This is a genomic window from Streptomyces longisporoflavus, assembly GCF_014649775.1.
GTDB lineage: Bacteria > Actinomycetota > Actinomycetes > Streptomycetales > Streptomycetaceae > Streptomyces > Streptomyces longisporoflavus.
The window spans coordinates 713,290-729,351 of record NZ_BMTR01000001.1 but is presented as its reverse complement, the minus strand read 5'-3'; the positions used below and the strand labels follow the sequence as shown (position 1 = coordinate 729,351).

At 71.2% G+C, this 16,062-nt stretch carries 18 protein-coding genes; 3 read left to right on the top strand and 15 right to left on the bottom strand.

Going from position 1 to position 16,062, the window contains the following annotated elements:
• Positions 1 to 3: 3 nt before the first annotated feature.
• On the bottom strand, positions 4 to 873 hold the full coding sequence (locus IE226_RS03355) for an LLM class flavin-dependent oxidoreductase (RefSeq protein ID WP_190079575.1): 870 nt from the start codon (positions 871 to 873) through the stop codon (positions 4 to 6).
• Positions 874 to 934: 61 nt separating this feature from the next.
• Positions 935 to 1,690 carry a CTP synthase C-terminal region-related (seleno)protein gene (locus IE226_RS03350; protein ID WP_190079393.1) on the bottom strand — a complete coding sequence of 252 codons (756 nt, stop codon included), beginning with the start codon at positions 1,688 to 1,690 and terminating at the stop codon, positions 935 to 937.
• Between the two features lie 92 nt (positions 1,691 to 1,782).
• On the opposite strand from IE226_RS03350, the gene IE226_RS03345 reads away from it, so the two are divergent.
• Positions 1,783 to 2,664 (top strand): LysR family transcriptional regulator, encoded by an 882-nt coding sequence (locus IE226_RS03345; RefSeq protein WP_190079392.1) that lies wholly within the window; start codon positions 1,783 to 1,785, stop codon positions 2,662 to 2,664.
• Here IE226_RS03345 and IE226_RS03340 read toward each other — a convergent pair.
• Genes IE226_RS03340 through IE226_RS03330 form a run of 3 tightly spaced genes read right to left on the bottom strand, consistent with a single transcriptional unit; the run spans position 2,658 to position 5,039 of the window.
• Positions 2,658 to 2,921, bottom strand: a complete 264-nt coding sequence (locus IE226_RS03340; RefSeq protein ID WP_190079391.1) for a non-oxidative hydroxyarylic acid decarboxylases subunit D — start codon at positions 2,919 to 2,921, stop codon at positions 2,658 to 2,660. The two genes, IE226_RS03345 and IE226_RS03340, sit on opposite strands and share 7 nt — an antisense overlap.
• A gap of 46 nt (positions 2,922 to 2,967) precedes the next feature.
• Complete coding sequence (locus IE226_RS03335; RefSeq protein ID WP_190079390.1) at positions 2,968 to 4,395, bottom strand: non-oxidative hydroxyarylic acid decarboxylases subunit C; 1,428 nt, start codon at positions 4,393 to 4,395, stop codon at positions 2,968 to 2,970.
• Between the two features lie 47 nt (positions 4,396 to 4,442).
• Positions 4,443 to 5,039, bottom strand: coding sequence for a non-oxidative hydroxyarylic acid decarboxylases subunit B (locus tag IE226_RS03330; protein WP_229870372.1), 597 nt, complete (start codon positions 5,037 to 5,039; stop codon positions 4,443 to 4,445).
• Between the two features lie 157 nt (positions 5,040 to 5,196).
• Between IE226_RS03330 and IE226_RS03325 the strand changes: the two genes are divergently transcribed.
• A complete protein-coding gene (locus IE226_RS03325) occupies positions 5,197 to 6,048 on the top strand; it encodes a helix-turn-helix domain-containing protein (protein ID WP_308429393.1) in 852 nt (283 codons plus the stop codon).
• A gap of 144 nt (positions 6,049 to 6,192) precedes the next feature.
• Here IE226_RS03325 and IE226_RS03320 read toward each other — a convergent pair whose 3' ends face one another.
• Complete coding sequence (locus IE226_RS03320) at positions 6,193 to 7,761, bottom strand: MDR family MFS transporter (RefSeq protein ID WP_190079388.1); 1,569 nt, start codon at positions 7,759 to 7,761, stop codon at positions 6,193 to 6,195.
• Positions 7,762 to 7,863: 102 nt separating this feature from the next.
• The gene (locus IE226_RS03315) at positions 7,864 to 8,499 is read right to left on the bottom strand and encodes a TetR/AcrR family transcriptional regulator (RefSeq protein ID WP_190079573.1); all 636 of its coding nucleotides are present in this window, start codon (positions 8,497 to 8,499) and stop codon (positions 7,864 to 7,866) included.
• Between the two features lie 163 nt (positions 8,500 to 8,662).
• Between IE226_RS03315 and IE226_RS03310 the strand changes: the two genes are divergently transcribed.
• Entirely contained in the window at positions 8,663 to 9,364 is a 702-nt protein-coding gene (locus tag IE226_RS03310) for a DUF2470 domain-containing protein (protein WP_190079387.1), read from the top strand.
• Between the two features lie 49 nt (positions 9,365 to 9,413).
• Here IE226_RS03310 and gap read toward each other — a convergent pair whose 3' ends face one another.
• The 8 genes from gap to IE226_RS03270 all read right to left on the bottom strand — a co-directional run bounded on the left by gap (position 9,414) and on the right by IE226_RS03270 (position 16,052).
• A complete protein-coding gene (gene gap, locus IE226_RS03305) occupies positions 9,414 to 10,412 on the bottom strand; it encodes a type I glyceraldehyde-3-phosphate dehydrogenase (RefSeq protein WP_190079386.1) in 999 nt (332 codons plus the stop codon).
• A gap of 118 nt (positions 10,413 to 10,530) precedes the next feature.
• The gene (locus IE226_RS03300; RefSeq protein WP_190079385.1) at positions 10,531 to 11,487 is read right to left on the bottom strand and encodes a GlxA family transcriptional regulator; all 957 of its coding nucleotides are present in this window, start codon (positions 11,485 to 11,487) and stop codon (positions 10,531 to 10,533) included.
• A 79-nt stretch (positions 11,488 to 11,566) separates the two neighbouring features.
• The gene (locus tag IE226_RS03295) at positions 11,567 to 11,893 is read right to left on the bottom strand and encodes a DUF1048 domain-containing protein (RefSeq protein ID WP_190079384.1); all 327 of its coding nucleotides are present in this window, start codon (positions 11,891 to 11,893) and stop codon (positions 11,567 to 11,569) included.
• A 1-nt stretch (position 11,894) separates the two neighbouring features.
• Positions 11,895 to 12,251 (bottom strand): DUF1048 domain-containing protein, encoded by a 357-nt coding sequence (locus IE226_RS03290; protein WP_190079383.1) that lies wholly within the window; start codon positions 12,249 to 12,251, stop codon positions 11,895 to 11,897.
• Complete coding sequence (locus IE226_RS03285) at positions 12,248 to 12,574, bottom strand: PadR family transcriptional regulator (RefSeq protein ID WP_190079382.1); 327 nt, start codon at positions 12,572 to 12,574, stop codon at positions 12,248 to 12,250. The genes IE226_RS03290 and IE226_RS03285 overlap by 4 nt, the downstream gene beginning before the upstream one ends.
• Before the next feature lie 45 nt (positions 12,575 to 12,619).
• Positions 12,620 to 13,021, bottom strand: a complete 402-nt coding sequence (locus tag IE226_RS03280; protein ID WP_190079381.1) for a hypothetical protein — start codon at positions 13,019 to 13,021, stop codon at positions 12,620 to 12,622.
• A 122-nt stretch (positions 13,022 to 13,143) separates the two neighbouring features.
• On the bottom strand, positions 13,144 to 14,763 hold the full coding sequence (locus IE226_RS03275; RefSeq protein WP_190079380.1) for an AbgT family transporter: 1,620 nt from the start codon (positions 14,761 to 14,763) through the stop codon (positions 13,144 to 13,146).
• Positions 14,760 to 16,052: a metal-dependent hydrolase family protein gene (locus IE226_RS03270; RefSeq protein ID WP_190079379.1), complete on the bottom strand. Its 1,293-nt coding sequence runs from the start codon at positions 16,050 to 16,052 to the stop codon at positions 14,760 to 14,762. The genes IE226_RS03275 and IE226_RS03270 overlap by 4 nt, the downstream gene beginning before the upstream one ends.
• Positions 16,053 to 16,062: the final 10 nt, after the last annotated feature.

The following is a 16,062-nucleotide window of genomic DNA, read 5'->3' as shown; positions in this document are numbered from 1 at the left end:
CACTCACAGGACCGGCGGCCCCTGCTCCACGCGCCGCAGCACCGGTGTGAGCCGGTCGAGTCCCTCGTCCGTCTGGATCTGCCGCTCGTCCCACCACGTGGCGCCCGCCTCGGCCAGTGGTCCGATCAGGTCCTTGGTCGCGGCGGCGTCGTCGCCCGGCGTGGCGCCGCCGAGGACGATCTCGAAGGGCGTGCCGGGCGATCGGTCCTCGCGTTGCCCGCGCAGGTAGGCCACCAGGTCGCGGACCTGGTCGAGGGGCGGCACATGGCCGTGCCTGGCGTCGGTGAACAGCGGGACCGCGCCGTCGAAGCGGGCCGCCCGGCGCATCGGCGGGCGGTTGGGCCAGAATCCGGCGATCCAGATGGGCGGCCGGGGGCTCTGCACGGTGGCGGGCAGCAACGTCGCGTCCCGCGCCTGGTAGTGCCGCCCCGCGTGATTCACCGGCTCGCCCGACCAGAAGCGCGCCAGCAGGTCCAGGCCCTCGTCGAGCCGCTCGGCAAGGACCTTCGGGTCCGTGGTGTCGCCGAAACTGCCGTACTCGTCCTCGACGGGACCGCCGAGACCCGCGCCGAACGTGACCCGGCCGCCGCTGAGCAGATCCAGGGTCGCCACCTGGCGGGCGAGTTGCTGCGGACGACGCCGGGCCACCGGCGTGACCAGCGTGCCGAGCCTGATCCGGGAGGTCGCGAGGGCGGCGGCCGTCAGCAGCATCCAGGGGTCCCCGAAGGGCCTGTCCCCGTGCTTGCGGTGCAGCACGTGATCCCAGACGAACAAGCCGTCCCAGCCCGCCTGTTCCGCCGCCATGGCGACCTTCGCCACGGTACGGGGGTCGGCGAAGTCACCGAAGTTCGGAATGTTCACCGAGAAGCGCATCCCCGCATCCTGCTGCACGGCTCCGCACCCGGCAACCGACAATCCCGCCCGTCACCCCGGCTCAGCTGCCGATCGCCGCCGCATGGCGTACCGCGGCCTGTGCGAGGCCCGTGATCAGCGGGTGGGGGCGGGTGCCGTCGCCGTGCAGTTCGGGCTGGAACAGGGTGGCCAGGAAGTAGGGGTGGCCGGGCAGTTCGGCGATACGGATGTCGCCGCTCTCGTCTGTGCCGGTGAAGCTCAGCCCGTGGGCTCGCAGTGTCTCCACGTGGGCGGGGTTGGGGCCGTAGTGGCAGTGATAGCGCTCCACGGTCCGCCGGGCCCCGATGAGCCGGGCCGCGCGTGAGTCCGCCGTGAGGTTCACGGTGCCTTCGTGCCCGGCCAGCGAGCAGGCCAGCGGGACGATCAACTCGACCCCGGTACCGGCCCCGCGCCCCTCGCCGTCGCCGTCGCCGTTGTCGCCCTGCGCGGTGTTCTCGGCATGTACGGCGTCGCCCAGTCCGCACACCGACCGGGCGTATTCCAGCAGCGTGTGCTGGAAGCCGCCGCAGGTCCCCAGGAAGGGCACCTCATGCTCCCTGGCCGTGCGGATGGCGGCCAGCACGCCGGCTTCGCTGCGGTAGGGGCTGCCGGGCAGCACCCATACGGCGTCGAATCCCTCCACTGCGCCCAAGGCCTCGTCGGTGGGGATCCAGTACGCGTCCAGGTTGAGGCCCTCGCGGGTGCGCAGGGCCTCCAGGAGGGCGGGAACGCGGGTGTGGGAGCGGACGTGGTCGGAGCGGTCTGCGACCAGGGCGATACGGGCGGCCGGAAGAGTCATGCGGCCATCGTCGACGGCGCCGCCGCATCACGTCCAACGATGATTGACACACTCTGCATTAGCGATCCTGATGCACGGCGATACTGATGCGCATGGATCCACATCTCCTGCGGACCTTCGTCGCCGTCGTCGACAACCGCTCCTTCTCCGCCGCCGCCGCAGAGTTGGGCTACACCCAGTCCGCCGTCTCGCAGCACATCGCCGCGCTCGAAGCCGACCTCGGCGCCCCGCTCGTGCGGCGCCGGCCGGTGGGGCCCACCGGGGCGGGTGAGCGCCTCCTGGAGCATGCCCGGCCCCTGCTGCTGCGCCTGGAGGCGGCCCGCGTCGACATCGCCCGGTTCCGTGCGACGCGCCCGGCCCGGCTCGCCGTCGCCGCGACCCCTCTGGCGCTGACCCCGGTCCTCGCCCGCGCCCTTGCCCGGATCCGCTCGTCCGCTCCGGGCCTCGCGGTGTCGCTCCATGTGCTCGGGCGAGAGGCGGTGCCGGCGGCGGTCATGGCCGGGGACGCCGATGTGGGTTTGGTGGACGGGGCGGCCGCACCTTCCGATCCTCTGCCGCTGCCCGACCCCGGCCCCCTGGCCACCGTCGCTATCGCCGAAGAGCCACTGGTCGTACTGCTTCCGGACGGTCATCCGCTGACACGCCGGCGCTCCCTGCGGCTGGCGGACCTCACCGACGCGCACTGGCTGGACGCGCCCGACACCGCCGTCCCTCTGGCCCAACTCCGCGCAGCCGCCCGCAGCGACGGCTTCCGGCCCCAAGTCGCCTATGGCGGGACGGACGTCAGGGGCGTGGGAACACTGGTCGCGGGCAGGCATGGCCTGGCTGCTCTGCCCCTCGCGGCTGCCGCCGGTCTGCCGGGGACGGTGGCCGCCCCCCTGTCCGCGCCCCGCCTCGTCCACCGCACCGAGGCCCTGCACCCGGCCGATCCCGCCGCTCCCGTCCCCGGGCTCCTGGCCGCTCTGGGTCAGTGAGCGGCGTCAGCCCGCAGCGGCGGTACGGCCGGGACCTCGATGGCGTTCTCGATGTCCGCGAGCGTCATCTTGAACTGTTCGGGGTAGGCGTCGCGCCGGGTGCGGCGGGCCGGTTCGGTGGTGCGCCAGGTGTACAGGCACTGGCGGCACTGCAGGACGTCCCAGACGCCGGGCACGGGCGAGGTCGCAAGGCGGTCGATCGTCTCGAAGGCACAGCGGGGGCAGAGGGTGGGGGCGGGGCGGGTCTCGTCGGTCATGACGGGGTTCCTTCCGGTCAAAGGGCAAGGCGGGGAAAGCGGGGGTTCAGCGGCGGGCGGCGATGAGTTCCTGGAGCTTGGCCGCCCACTCCTTGGTCTCGGGCAGGTCCTTGGCCGGGGTGGAGAAGTTCCCGCGTACGTCGGGGGCGACCGGGGTCGTCGCATCGATGATCATCTTGCTGGTGATGCCGGCCGGCTGGGCCGCGGGAGCCAGCTCAAGGACGGACAGGTTGGGGATGACGACGACGTCGTCCCTGGGGTTGACCTTGGCGGACATGGCCCACATGACCTGCGGCAGGTTGAAGGGGTCCACGTCCTCGTCGACGAGGATCACCTGGGCCACGTATCCCAGGCCGTGCGGGGTGGTCATCGCACGCATGCCGACGGCCTTGGCGAAGCCGCCGTAGCGCTTGGCCGTCGAGATGATGACCATCAGGCCGTGCGTGTACATGGCGTTGACCGCCTGCACCTCGGGGAATTCGGCGCGCAGTTGCTTCAGCAGCGGGACGCAGGTGTTGGGACCCACCAGGTAGTCGACCTCGGTCCAGGGCATTCCCAGATAGAGCGATTCGAAGACGGGGTTGGTGCGGTAGGAGACGCGGTCGACGCGGATGACGGGCATGCGGCGCCCGCCGGAGTAGTGGCCGGTGAACTCGCCGAAGGGGCCCTCGATCTGGCGCTTGCGGGACTCGATGACGCCCTCGATGACGACCTCGCTCCCCCAGGGCACGTCGAAGCCGGTGAGCGGGGCGGTGGCGATGGGGGCGGGCGCGCCGCGCAGGGCGCCGGCCATCTCGTACTCGCTCTGGTCGTAGGCCATCGGCATGCCGGCGACGATCGTCGTCACGGGGTCGTTGCCGAGCGTGATGGCCACGGGCAGGTCCTCGCCCGCTTCCTCGGCCTTGCGCAGGTGCTGGGCGATGTCGTGCATGGGTACGGGCTGGAAGGCGAGGCGGTCGGTGCCGATGACTTCGATGCGGTACGTGCCGACGTTCTGCTTGCCGAAGTTGTCCGGGTCCTCGGGGTCGCGGGAGACGACGGCGGCCTTGTCGAGGTAGAAGCCGCCGTCACCGTCGTTGAGGCGGAAGAGGGGCAGGACGGAGAAGAGGTCGACGTCCGCTCCCTCCACGGTGTTCTCGCGCCAGGGTGCGTCCTCGCGGCGTTCGGGGGCGACGGGGAAGGCGTCCCAGCGTGCGGCGAAGGTCTCCACCTGCTCCTTGACCGGGGTGGTGCGGGGCAGGCCGAGGGCCAGCGCGTGGTTGGCCCAGGAGCCGTGCACGTTCATGGCGATACGGGCGTCGGTGAAGCCCTTGACGTTGTCGAAGTACAGGGCGGGTGCGTTCTCGCCGATGCGGCCCGTGGCGTTGGCGGCCGCGGCCAGGTCGGGTTCGGGCAGGACCTCTTCGGTCAGGTGCAGGAGCTGCCCTTCCTTGTCCAGGGTGTCGAGGAAACTGCGCAGGTCGTCGTGGGCCATGGATAACTCCTGTGGTGGGGTGGGGGGTTCAGGGGGGGCCGCGCGGTTCACGAGGCGGGGCGGAGTGCCGCGGCGCGGGCCGCGCGCATGCCCTCCCAGCGCTTGGCGGCGGGCGCGGGCAGGTCGAACTGGTCCAGGACGCGCGCGGTGATGTGATCGACGATGTCGTCGACGGTCTCGGGGTGGTTGTAGAAGGCGGGCACCGGCGGCACCATCTGGACGCCCTGCCGGGCCAGGGCGAGCATGTTCTCCAGGTGGATCTCGCTCAGCGGTGTCTCGCGCGGGACGAGGACGAGGCGACGGCGCTCCTTGAGGACGACGTCGGCGGCGCGGGCCACCAGGCCCTCGGCGTATCCGGTGCGGATGCCGGCCAGGGTCTTCATCGAGCAGGGCACGATCACCATGCCGTCGGTGCGGAACGAGCCGGAGGAGATGGTGGCGCCCTGGTCGTCGGGGTGGTGGGTGACATCGGCGAGCGCGCTCACGTCGGCGACCGAGCGGCCGGTCTCCAGCTCGATCGTGGCGCGGGCCCAGCGGGAGAGGACGAGATGGGTCTCGACGTCCGGCAGCTGGGCCAGATTCTCCAGGAGCCGTACCCCGATGGCCGCTCCGGTCGCCCCGGTCATTCCCACGATCAGCCGCACTCGTCCGCTCCCTGCACGATGATGACCTGCGCTTTTACTGCCGCGCCTCACGGTTTTCACGCTAGGAGGCAGCTGCCGGGCATCGGCGGTACGCTCGGGACTCGCGATGGGGAAAAACGGACACCCTGCGGTCAGGGACCTCGATTACACGGCGGCGGTGGGTGCGCCAACCGGCGTCGAGGTGGTCGAGCTCGCCGCCCTGTACGAGCGTTCGCGGCGCCACGGCAACGATCCGTACACGGCGCTGCGCCCGGCCTTCCATCAGCTGATCGCGGTGCGCAGGCGGCCGCTGCGGGTCGCGGTGGATTTCGTCGAGCACGAACTGCCGCCCGGCTCCTGGCTGTGGATCAGACCGGGGCAGGTGCAGCGGTTCAGCCGCGATCTGGTGACCGCGGACGGGGTGGTCGTCCTGTTCCAGCCCGGCTTCCTGCCGCCCGCGACCGTGGCGGCCGCGCACCTGGACCCGCCCTACGAGCAGCAGCCGCTGATGCCCGGCGGCGAGCAGGCGCGGGGGCTGCAGCGGGCCCTGGACCACCTCGTCTACGAGTACGACGCGATGGCCTCGCTGCCGCTGGACTCGCACATCGAGGTGGTGCGCCATCTGGTGTCCGTGCTGCTGCTGCGCCTGGCGGCCGTGCGCGGCGCGGCGCCCCCGCCGGGCCCCGTCAGCGAGGTGTTCCGGCGTTTTCACGACGCGGTGGAGCGCGATCACGCGGTGACCCGGCGGGTGGAGGATTACGCGGCCGCGCTGGGCTACAGTCCGCGCACCCTGTCCCGGGCGACGCGGGCCGTCACCGGCGCCGGCGCGAAGAAGTTCATCGACGAGCGGGTGCTTCTGGAGGCCAAGCGGCTCCTGCAGCACAGCAGCCTTCCGGCGAAGGAGGTCGCCGGGAGTCTGGGGTTCGCCGACGCGAGCGACTTCACGAAGTTCTTCCGGCTGCGGACGGGCACGACCCCGGCCGCCTTCCGCGCACAGGCACTGGGGCAGGCGTCCTTCGGCTCCGTGTGATCAGGAGAGGAAGGACCGGGCGAAGGCGGCGGCGGGCAGCGGTGCCGGGGTGTCCTCCCCGGTCATGGAGAGGCCGCATACGAGGAGCGGCCGCCGGCCACCCCTTGCGGGATGTCCGGCAGCCGCTCCTCGAAGGTGACTGCGCTAGGCGACCGGCGCCGACGCGGTGTTCTTGCTGTCGTCGTCCGGCTGCTTCTCCTCGGCGAGTCGTTCCATGCCGCTCGTCGTCTTCAGCGGCTTCTCCTTGATGAAGACGACCGCGACGAGTGCGAGCGCCGCGAACGGAGCCGCCAGGAGGAAGAGGTCGGCGGTCGCCAGGCCGTAGGCGTTCTCCACGATCTCCCGCATCGGCGCGGGCAGCTTGGTCATGTCGGGAACGGCGCCCTCGCCGCCGCCGGAACTGTCGGCGGCCGCACCGCCCGCCGCGCCCACGCTCTTGGAGATCTCCGAGGCCACGCGGTTGGCGAGGACGGCGCCCAGGACGCTGGTGCCGATCGTGCCGCCCATGCTGCGGAAGAACGACAGGACGGAGGTGGCCGCGCCCAGTTCGGAGGCCGGTACGTCGTTCTGCGCGGCCAGGACCAGGTTCTGCATCAGCATGCCGACGCCGATGCCGAGCACGGCCATGTACAGGCTGAGCACCCCGAAGCCGGTGTCGGCGTCGATGGTGGCCAGCAGCCCGAGCCCCGCGGTCATGATGACGGCGCCCGAGACCAGGTAGGCCTTCCACTTGCCGGTCCTGCTGATGATCTGGCCGGCGACGGTGGAGGACACCAGCAGACCCAGGATCATGGGCAGGCTCATCAGGCCCGCCATCGTGGGGGACTTGCCGAGGGCGATCTGGAAGTACTGCGAGAGGAAGACGGTGCCGCCGAACATGGCCACGCCGACCAGCAGGCTCGCGACGGTCGTCAGGGTGACGGTCCTGTTGCGGAAGATGGCGAGCGGGATGACCGGCTCCGGCACCCGTGACTCCACGAACACGGCCGCCACCAGCAGGATCACGCCGGTCCCGGTGAGCGCCGCGGTCTGCCAGGACGCCCAGTCGAACTGCTGGCCCGCCAGCGAGGTCCAGATGAGGAGGGCGCAGACGCCGGCCACGATCAGGAAGGCGCCCAGAAAGTCGATCTTCACTTCGCGGCGTACGGTCGGCAGTCGGAGCGTGCGCTGCAGGATCAGGATGGCGAGCAGCGCGAACGGCACGCCGATGAAGAAGCACCAGCGCCAGCCCAGCCAGGAGGTGTCCACCAGGACGCCTCCGACGAGCGGTCCTGCCACCGTGCCGACGGCGAAGACGGCGCCGAAGATGCCCGCGTACTTGCCCAGCCTGCGGGGCGGGATGACGGCCGCCATGACGACCTGCGCCAGCGCGGTCAGACCACCGGCGCCGATGCCCTGCACGACGCGGCTGAAGATGAGCAGTCCCACGCCCTGCGAGAACCCGGCGAGCAGCGAGCCGACGATGAACATGGCCAGGGACAGCTGCAACAGCAGCTTCTTGTTGTAGAGGTCCGAGAGCTTGCCCCACAGGGGGACGGTCGCCGTCATGGCGAGCAGTTCGGAGGTGACGACCCAGGTGTAGGAGGACTGGCTGGCGCCGAGGTCGGCGATGATGCGCGGGAGTGCGTTGGCCACGACCGTGCCGGCGAGGATGGCGACGAACATGCCCGCCATCAGCCCGGACATGGCCTGGAGTATCTGCTTGTTGCTCATGGAAGTGGGCGCCTGTCCGGGCGCCTCTGCTGTGCTCAAGATGTCCCTCTTACAAGTCGATCCGCGGATCGGGCAGTAGCAAAACTCAAAGGTGACGCGGGCTCAGGAGTCCGCGTCGGGGGCGGCCAGGCCGGCGGCCAGGTGCGCGAACGTGAGGCGGAAGACGTCGGCGAAGGCGGCATCCGTCGTCCGCCCGCACCAGTCCTCGATGGCGACCCGGACGGCGGTGGTGGAGGCGGCGGCGACCAGCTTGGGGTAGAGGCCGACCGTCTCGCCCGGTGCTCCGCCCAGCCGTTCGGCGACCGCCTGCGCCAGCTCCGTCTCCTCGGCCATGTGGGCCCCGAGGCCGCGGACGAGGAGGTGCGGCGAGCGCTGGAAGACCTTGGCCCGCAGGCTCCAGATCTCGTGGCGCTCCTCGATGTCCACCAGTTCCGCGGCGAACGCCTCCCGCAGCACGTCGAGGACGGGCAGTTCGGCGGGGGCCTGGCGCACGGTGCGCCGGATTCGTTCGCCGACCTCCTCGTCGAGCATGAGGAAGGCCTCGTCGTGGCTGTCGAAGTAGTTGAAGAAGGTGCGCGGTGATACTCCCGCCGCGCTGCTGATCGCCTCGACGGTCACGTTCTCCGCGCCGTGCTCGGCGGCCAGTCGCACCGCGGCGTCGGCCAACGCCGCCCGGGTGGCCCGCTTCTTGCGCTCGCGGAGTCCGGGCGCGGCGTCTTTGTTCGTCACATCTTGCAGATTACGCAAAGATGCAGAGCATGCAAAATTAGCGCCCGCCCGCTCCCGTTCGGCGTTCATCGCGACGCACTTCGGCCACCCGCTGTTCTCCGACAGCCGCCATGGGTTAGGTTAGGCATACCTAAGTAGAGCTTGGGTCCTTTCGACGGCATGGAGCACTTGGATGCGCCCACACAGCACCCGCGGCACGCAGCCGACCCCCGCCGAACGCGTACACGCGATCCTGCACGCGGCGCAGTCGATGACAGTGATCAGCGACGGGTGTCACACCGAGATCCACCGGCTCGACGGCGCGGGCGCGGGCCACATCCACCTGCACGCCCCCGGCGAGGACACCCCGGCATCGCAGCAGGAACGCCGCCCGGTCCGCCTGGAGTTCACCGACATCGCACCCACCGCCGTACGCGACCGCCTGCGCGCCCGCGTCACCGTCACCGGACTGCTCGCGGCCCCCGACAGCGACGAGTCGCCCGAGAGCACCTGCATGGAGTTCGGCCAGGCGCTCCTCGAGGACGACCGGGGCCGCCACTTCGTCTCCCTGGACCAGCTCTGCGCGGTCACTCCGGACCCGATCACGGGCAGCGAGGCGGACATGCTGACCCATCTCGTCGACAGCCACCAAGAGCTCGTCCCCCTCCTGGTGCGCCTCGTGCAACCCCGGCCGGCCAAGGGCATGTTGCGCGCGATCCCGCTGGCCATGGACCGCTACGGGGTGACGCTGCGTCTGGAGTACCCCACCACGCATTCCGACGTCCGGCTGCCGTTCGCCACGCCCCTCGGCGACATCGACCAGGCCGGCACGCAGATCCGCGGCCTCCTGGCCGCGGCCCGCCGCGCCTCCCACCGCGGCCGGCTGATCGTCTGATCGCCCGACGCGTGCCGGCCGGCGGTGGTGAGGCGTACGAGTGTGCCGGTCAGCCGGCGGCGAGGAGTCCGAGCGTGTCGATCACGCGGTTGGAGAAGCCCCACTCGTTGTCGTACCAGGCGACCACCTTGACGTGCCGGCCGTCGACGCGGGTGAGGGCCGAGTCGAAGATCGCCGAGGCGGGGTTGCCGGTGATGTCGGACGACACGAGCGGGTCGTCCGAGTACTCCAGTACGCCGGCGAGCGGACCCTGCGCCGCGGCGCGGTAGGCCGCCAGTACGTCCTCGCGCGTCACCTCGGCGGTGACGGTGGTGTTGAGTTCGACGATCGAGCCCACCGGCACCGGCACGCGGATCGAGTCGCCCGACAGCTTGCCGTCGAGGTTCGGCAGCACGAGGCCGATCGCCTTGGCGGCGCCGGTCGTGGTCGGCACGATGTTGACACCGGCGGCGCGGGCGCGGCGGGCGTCGCGGTGCGGCCCGTCCTGGAGGTTCTGCTCCTGCGTGTAGGCGTGCACCGTGGTCATGAAGCCGTGTTCGATGCCTGCGAGATCGTCGAGCACCTTGGCCAGCGGGGCAAGCGCGTTGGTCGTGCACGAGGCGTTGGAGACGATCGTGTGCACGGCCGGGTCGTAGGCGGCGGTGTTGACCCCGAACGCGAGCGTGACGTCGGCGCCGTCCGACGGGGCGCTGACGAGCACCTTCTTCGCGCCCGCGTCGATGTGGGCGCGGGCGGCCTTGGCCGAGGTGAAGCGGCCGGTGGCCTCCAGGACGATGTCGACGCCGAGTTCGGCCCACGGCAGCTGCGCCGGTTCACGCTCGGCAAGGACCGTGATGCGACGGCCGTCGACGACGAGGGCGTCCCCGTCCGCGGTCACCGGGCGCCCGAGCCGGCCGGCCGTGCTGTCGTAGGCGAGCAGCCGGGCGAGCGTGGCGGGCTCCGTCAGGTCGTTGACGGCGACGATCTCCAGGGTGCTGTCGCGCTCCAGGAGTGCGCGCAGCACATTGCGTCCGATGCGGCCGAATCCGTTGATGGCGATGCGAGTCATGTGTGAGGTCCCTTCTCTCGCGCACCAGGCTCGCCCGCGGCGCACGCCGCTGACAGTGGCAAGATCGCCACGGTTCAAAAGGATCCCGCCACCACCGCGCCGTGCTCCGCGGGGCGGGTCACTCGCCCCTGGTGAAGGTGCGCCGGTACTCGCTCGGTGTGGTGCCGAGGATGCGCTGGAAGTGCAGGCGCAGATTGGCTCCGGTGCCCAACCCGATCTCGGCGGCGATCTGTTCGACGCTGTGCTGCGAGCGCTCGAGCAGTTCGCGGGCCAGGTCGATGCGGGCGCGCATCACCCACTGCATCGGCGTATAGCCGGTCTCCTCCACGAAGCGCCGGGAGAAGGTGCGCGGCGAGACCCCGGCCTGCCGCGCCAGGATGTCGAGGGTGAGGGGTTCGCCGAGCCGGTGCAGCGCCCACTCGCGGGTGGCGGCGAACCGCTCGCCGAGCGGCTCGGGGACGCTGCGCGGCACGTACTGGGCCTGGCCGCCGCTGCGATAGGGGGCGGCGACGAGGCGCCGGGCCGCGTGGTTGGACGCGGCCACTCCGAGGTCGCCGCGCAGGATGTGCAGGCACAGGTCGATGCCGGAGGCGGCGCCGGCCGAGGTGAGCACGCTGCCCTCGTCGACGAACAGCACGTTCTCGTCGACCTTGACGAGCGGGTGCCGGGCCGCGAGCGCCCGCGTGTAATGCCAGTGCGTCGTGGCGCGCCTGCCGTCCAGCAGGCCCGTGGCGGCGAGCGCGAAGGCGCCCGTCGAGATGGCGGCGAGCCGCGCGCCCCGCTCATGGGCGGCGATCAGCGCTTCGACGACGGCGCGTGGCGGGTCGTCGCGATCCGGAGAGCGGTAGCCGGGGACGAAGACGATGTCGGCCCACGCGAGTGCGTCCAGACCGTGGGCGACGTGGTACGACAGGCCGTCGCCGCCGGTCACCGGTCCGGGCACCGCGCCGCACACCCGCACCTCGTACGGCATGCTGGCGCGGGTCGTGAACACCTGCGCGGGAATTCCGACGTCGAGAGGCTTGGCACCTTCGAGCACGAGCACGGCGACGTGATGCGGGGGTGAGGCTGGCACGGGAAGAGGGTACGCAGGCCCCGATCATGGCGGGGCCCGCGGGCAGCGGCAGCGCGCCGGCGGCATGCGTCGACGGGGGTTACTTCCGGGCTTTGCCGGAGGCGTTGTTGAGGGACTCCTGGTAGAGGTCCGCGTAGGTGCGCGAGTCCTTGATCAGGCCGTCGCAGAACGCGGCGACGTCCGTGCCGATGAGTTCCAGGACCCCTTTGCCCGCGGCGGCGCCCTCCTCGAAGAAGTCGACGATCCCGGAAAGCAGGGGGCCGTCGGGCAGATCGACCGGTCCGACCTTGAACAGGTACTTCTGCATCTCCTTGTAGACGATCTGGTAGTCCGGCGGCAGCGCCTTGACCCGGGCCATGTGTGCCCGCCACTGCTTCTTGCCCTCGATGACGTCCTGGATGCCCACGTCAGCCTCCCAGCCGGTTCAGTTTCCTGGCGACGTTCTGGTTCAACTGCTCGCGCCACCGGTCGCGGTAGGTGCGGGCCCCTTCCCCGCCGGCCAGCGCCGCGCAGAAGCCCGGGATGTCGTCGCCGAGCACCTCGTGGACGCGCTGCCCGTCCGCCGCCGACACTTCGAGCAGCCCGAGGGCGGAGTCGAGGATCGGTGTCAGATTGCGGCCGGTGAAGTCCCCGTAGGGAAAGAGGTGAGCGACAATCTGGTCCCACGCCTCCCGGTAGTCGTCCGGCAGGGCTTCGACCCGGGTTCCGAACGCCTTCCAGTCCCTGGTGAGATCGCTGCCGGTGACCTTCTCCCAGAAATTCATCTCCCGCCCTCCCTGAGCCTGTCGATACGTGATGAGAGGTACTGCCACTTCGCCCAGAACTTCACGAGTTCCTCGCGTCCGGCGTCGTTGAGCGCGTAGAACTTGCGCGGCGGGCCGACCCCGGACGGTCGTTTCGTCACCTGGACGAGTCCGTTTCTCTCGAGGCGCAGCAGGATGGTGTACACCGTCCCCTCCACGACGTCGGAGAAGCCGAGCTCGTTCAACTGACGGGTGATGGCGTACCCGTAGGTTTCCTCGCTGCCGATGATTTCGAGCACGCACCCTTCGAGCGTGCCCTTCAGCATCTCCGTCAGGTCGTCCAACTGAAGTCCTCCCGACCTCGCAGTACTTGGTGCTACCGAGTACCACTATACGGTAGCACCGAGTACCAGGACGGCGGAGGTGGCTCCGGCGACCAGATTCACCACCAGGGCCGTACGCCACCCCCGCAGCTGCCCCCGACCGAGGCGGCCGGCACACAGGCCGATGACGCTGTCCCATACGAGTCCCGTCGCCAGGAAGATCAGCCCGAGGGTGAGCAACTGGTGCCAGAGCGGCCCGTGTTCCGCCCGCGAGGACACTCCCCTGCGGCCCGCCGCCGACATCACGGAGCGGCTCGGCCTGCCCGCCCGTGCGAGCGACGCGCTGACCGCGGACGTGCTCGCCGGCGCCGCGGATCGCCTGCACGCGGTCTTCTCCGCCCCGGACGGCGAAGCGTGCGCGCGGACCCTGGCGGGCCTGTTGTCCGACAGCGGCGTCCGCCCGGTCATGGACACCGGGGCCGCCGGCACCCTGCGCGCCGCATGGCACGTCGAAGACCCGGACCACGCCCTGGTCGCGGCGGCGGCGATCGCCCTGCGCCGATGTCTACGTCGACCAGTCCCCCGGCGGATCAGCGGTGGATGTCCGCGCCGGGCCCCAGCGGCAGACCGAGGCCGTAGAAGAGGCCGAGGACCGCGAGCCAGGCGATCAGGAACGGGACCACGAACACCGAGAGGCGGGAGAGGACCGTGCCGAGCTGCGCGCTGGGTTCGTAGCGGCGCAGGATCGTCAGCATCAGGAACACGTACGGATTGAGCGGCGTGATCATCTGGGTTGCGGAGTCGCCGATGCGGAACGCCGCCTGGGTGACGGCGGGCTCCATGCCGAGCAGCAGGAACGCCGGGACGAAGACCGGTGCGACCAGGGACCACAGGGCCGAGCCCGAGGTGACGAACAGGTTCAGGACACAGACCAGCAGGACGAACAGGACCAGGCCCGTGAAACCGGTCAGGCCCGCGGACTCCAGGAGGTTGGCGCCGTTCACCGCGAGCAGGGTGCCGACGTTGGACCAGTCGAACACCCCGATGACCTGGGATATCACCAGGATGAGGACGATGTACCCGGACATCCCGGTGATCGACTCGGCCATCATGCGGGGCGCGTCCTCGGCCCGTGTGAGCGTGCCGACCGTGCGGCCGTAGACGACACCGGCCAGGACGAAGGCGACGAACAGCAGCGGCACGATGCCGTCCAGGACCGGTGAGGGCACCAGCGCGCCGCCCTCACCGCGCAGCGGGGAGCCCGGCAGCAGCCAGCAGGTGACCACGACCGCCGCGTAGAGCAGGACGGCGAGTCCCGAGCGCAGCAGGCCGGTGCGCTGCCTGGCGGTGACGGTGACGGAGGGACGAGCGGTGGCCGCGCCCGCGCTCGCCCCGGGCTCGGCGCCGCTCTCCTCCGCTGCCTCCGCCTCCGACTCGGCTGCCGGGTCCGGCTGGGGCAACCGGGGTTCGAGGACCCGGGAGATCAGGAAGCCGCCGATCAGGGCGAGCACGCAGCTGGCCGCGGCCGTGTAGAAGTAGTTGATCAGGATGTGCGTGGGGGCGCTCTCGCCGCCCGGCACGACGGCGGCGGCCTGGTGGGTGATGCCGGTGTAGAGCGCGTCGAGCGCGCCGATCGAGAAACCCGCCGCGTAGCCCGCGCAGGTACAGGCGAAGCCGCCGATGAGCCCGGCGATCGGGTTGCGGCCCGCGTTCTTGAAGGCGAGGGCCGCGAGCGGCGGGATCACCAGAATCGCCACGTCGCTCATCAGGTGCGCCTGGCAGGCCACGAACGCGACCAGGTAGGGCAGCAGCCGCCGGGGAGCCCGGGCGATGGAGGCGCGGACGGCCGTCTCCAGCAGGCCCGTCTTCTCGGCCACGCCGACCGCGGCCATCATCAGCAGGACGGTGCCGAGCGAGGGGAAGCCGGTGAAGTTCGGGATGAAGTTCTCGAGCAGCCAGCGCACGCCCTCGCCGGTGAACAGTCCCTTGACCGCGAGTGTCTCGTCCTCCCCCGGCACGGTGACGGTGGTACCGGTGGCGGCGAAGACCGTCGAGACCGTGCCGATGATCAGGAACAGGCCGAGGAAGAGCAGCACCGGGTGCGGCAGCTTGTTGCCGGCGCGTTCGATGCCGCTCATGACCTTGTCGAGCGCGGATCGCCCGGGCGGTCCGCCCGCCGGGGTCTTCGCGGTGGTGACCGAGGGGCTCATCCGGCGGCTCCTTCCGCCGGCGCGCCGTCGGCCGCGGGGGCGGTCCGGGCGAGGCCGCAGGTGTCCTTGCGTACGGCGCCGCGCTGGGCGACGAGCACGATGCGGGCCGGGTCGGACAGGACGGAGATGTCCGCGAGCGGGTCGCCCTCGCACATCACCAGGTCGCCGTGCTTGCCCGTCTCGAGCGTGCCGATCTGCGCGGAGAGGCCAAGGAGCTCGGCGGCGCTGCGGGTGCCCGCCTCGATGGCCCGCGCCGGGGTCATGCCCAGGGACACCAGGTGCGAGAGCTCACGCAGGTTGCGGCCGTGCGGCACCATCGCCGCGTCGGTGCCCATCGCGATGCGTACGCCGTCGGCGATGGCCGCCGCGATGTTCTCCCGGGTGATGCCGGACCAGCGGACCTTCTTCTCGTAGTGGAAGGGCTCCATGGTCGAGCGGTCGATGCCGTCGAAGACCGTCGAGAGGGTCGGCACCACGAACGTGCCCTGCTCGCCGGCCAGTTCGCGGGCCTGCGCGGTGAGTCCGTAGCCGTGCTCGACGCTGGTGACGCCGCCGCGGATGGCGTTGACGATGCCCGCGGTGCCCTGGGCGTGGGCCGCCACGGGGCGGCCGCCGTGCCGGGCCACCTCGTCGACGACCGTACGGATCTCCTCGACGGTCAGGCCCTCGTCGTCGGGCTGGTCGTAGGGACTGCTCATGCCGCCGGTCGCACAGAGTTTGATCACGTCGGCGCCGGAGCGGAGCAGCCGGCGCACCGCGACGCGCACCTCGTCGGGGGTGTCGGCGATCTCGCCCACCCCGGCGGAGGGATCGAAGCCGCACTCCGAGCGGAAGTCGGCGTGACCGCCGGTGTGGCTGAGGATGCGCACGGCGGTGTGCAGACGGGGTCCGACCGTCAGGCCCGCGGCGACCGCGTCGCGGTAGCCGGCGGGCAGGCCGCCCAGGTCGCGGGCGGTGGTGATGCCCGCTTCCAGGGTGATGCGCAGCCGCTCGGCGGTGCGGAAGGTCTCCAGCGTCGGGTCGCTCTCGTGCCGGCGGACCATCTGGCGGGGCGATTCGACGGCGAGATGGACGTGGGTGTCGATGAAGCCGGGCAGAACGGTGCGTCCCGCGGCGTCCACGGTCCGGGCCCTTGCGGGCGCCTGCGGCGCCGTGGCGGCCGGGCCGGCGTAGGCGATGGTGCCGTGGTCGTCGATGTCGATGACGGCGTCCGGCACGGGGGCCGTGCCGGTGCCGTCGACGAGTCGGGCCCGGGTGATGCGCAGGGAGGAGAACGGTGCGTGGCTCATGGGCGACGAT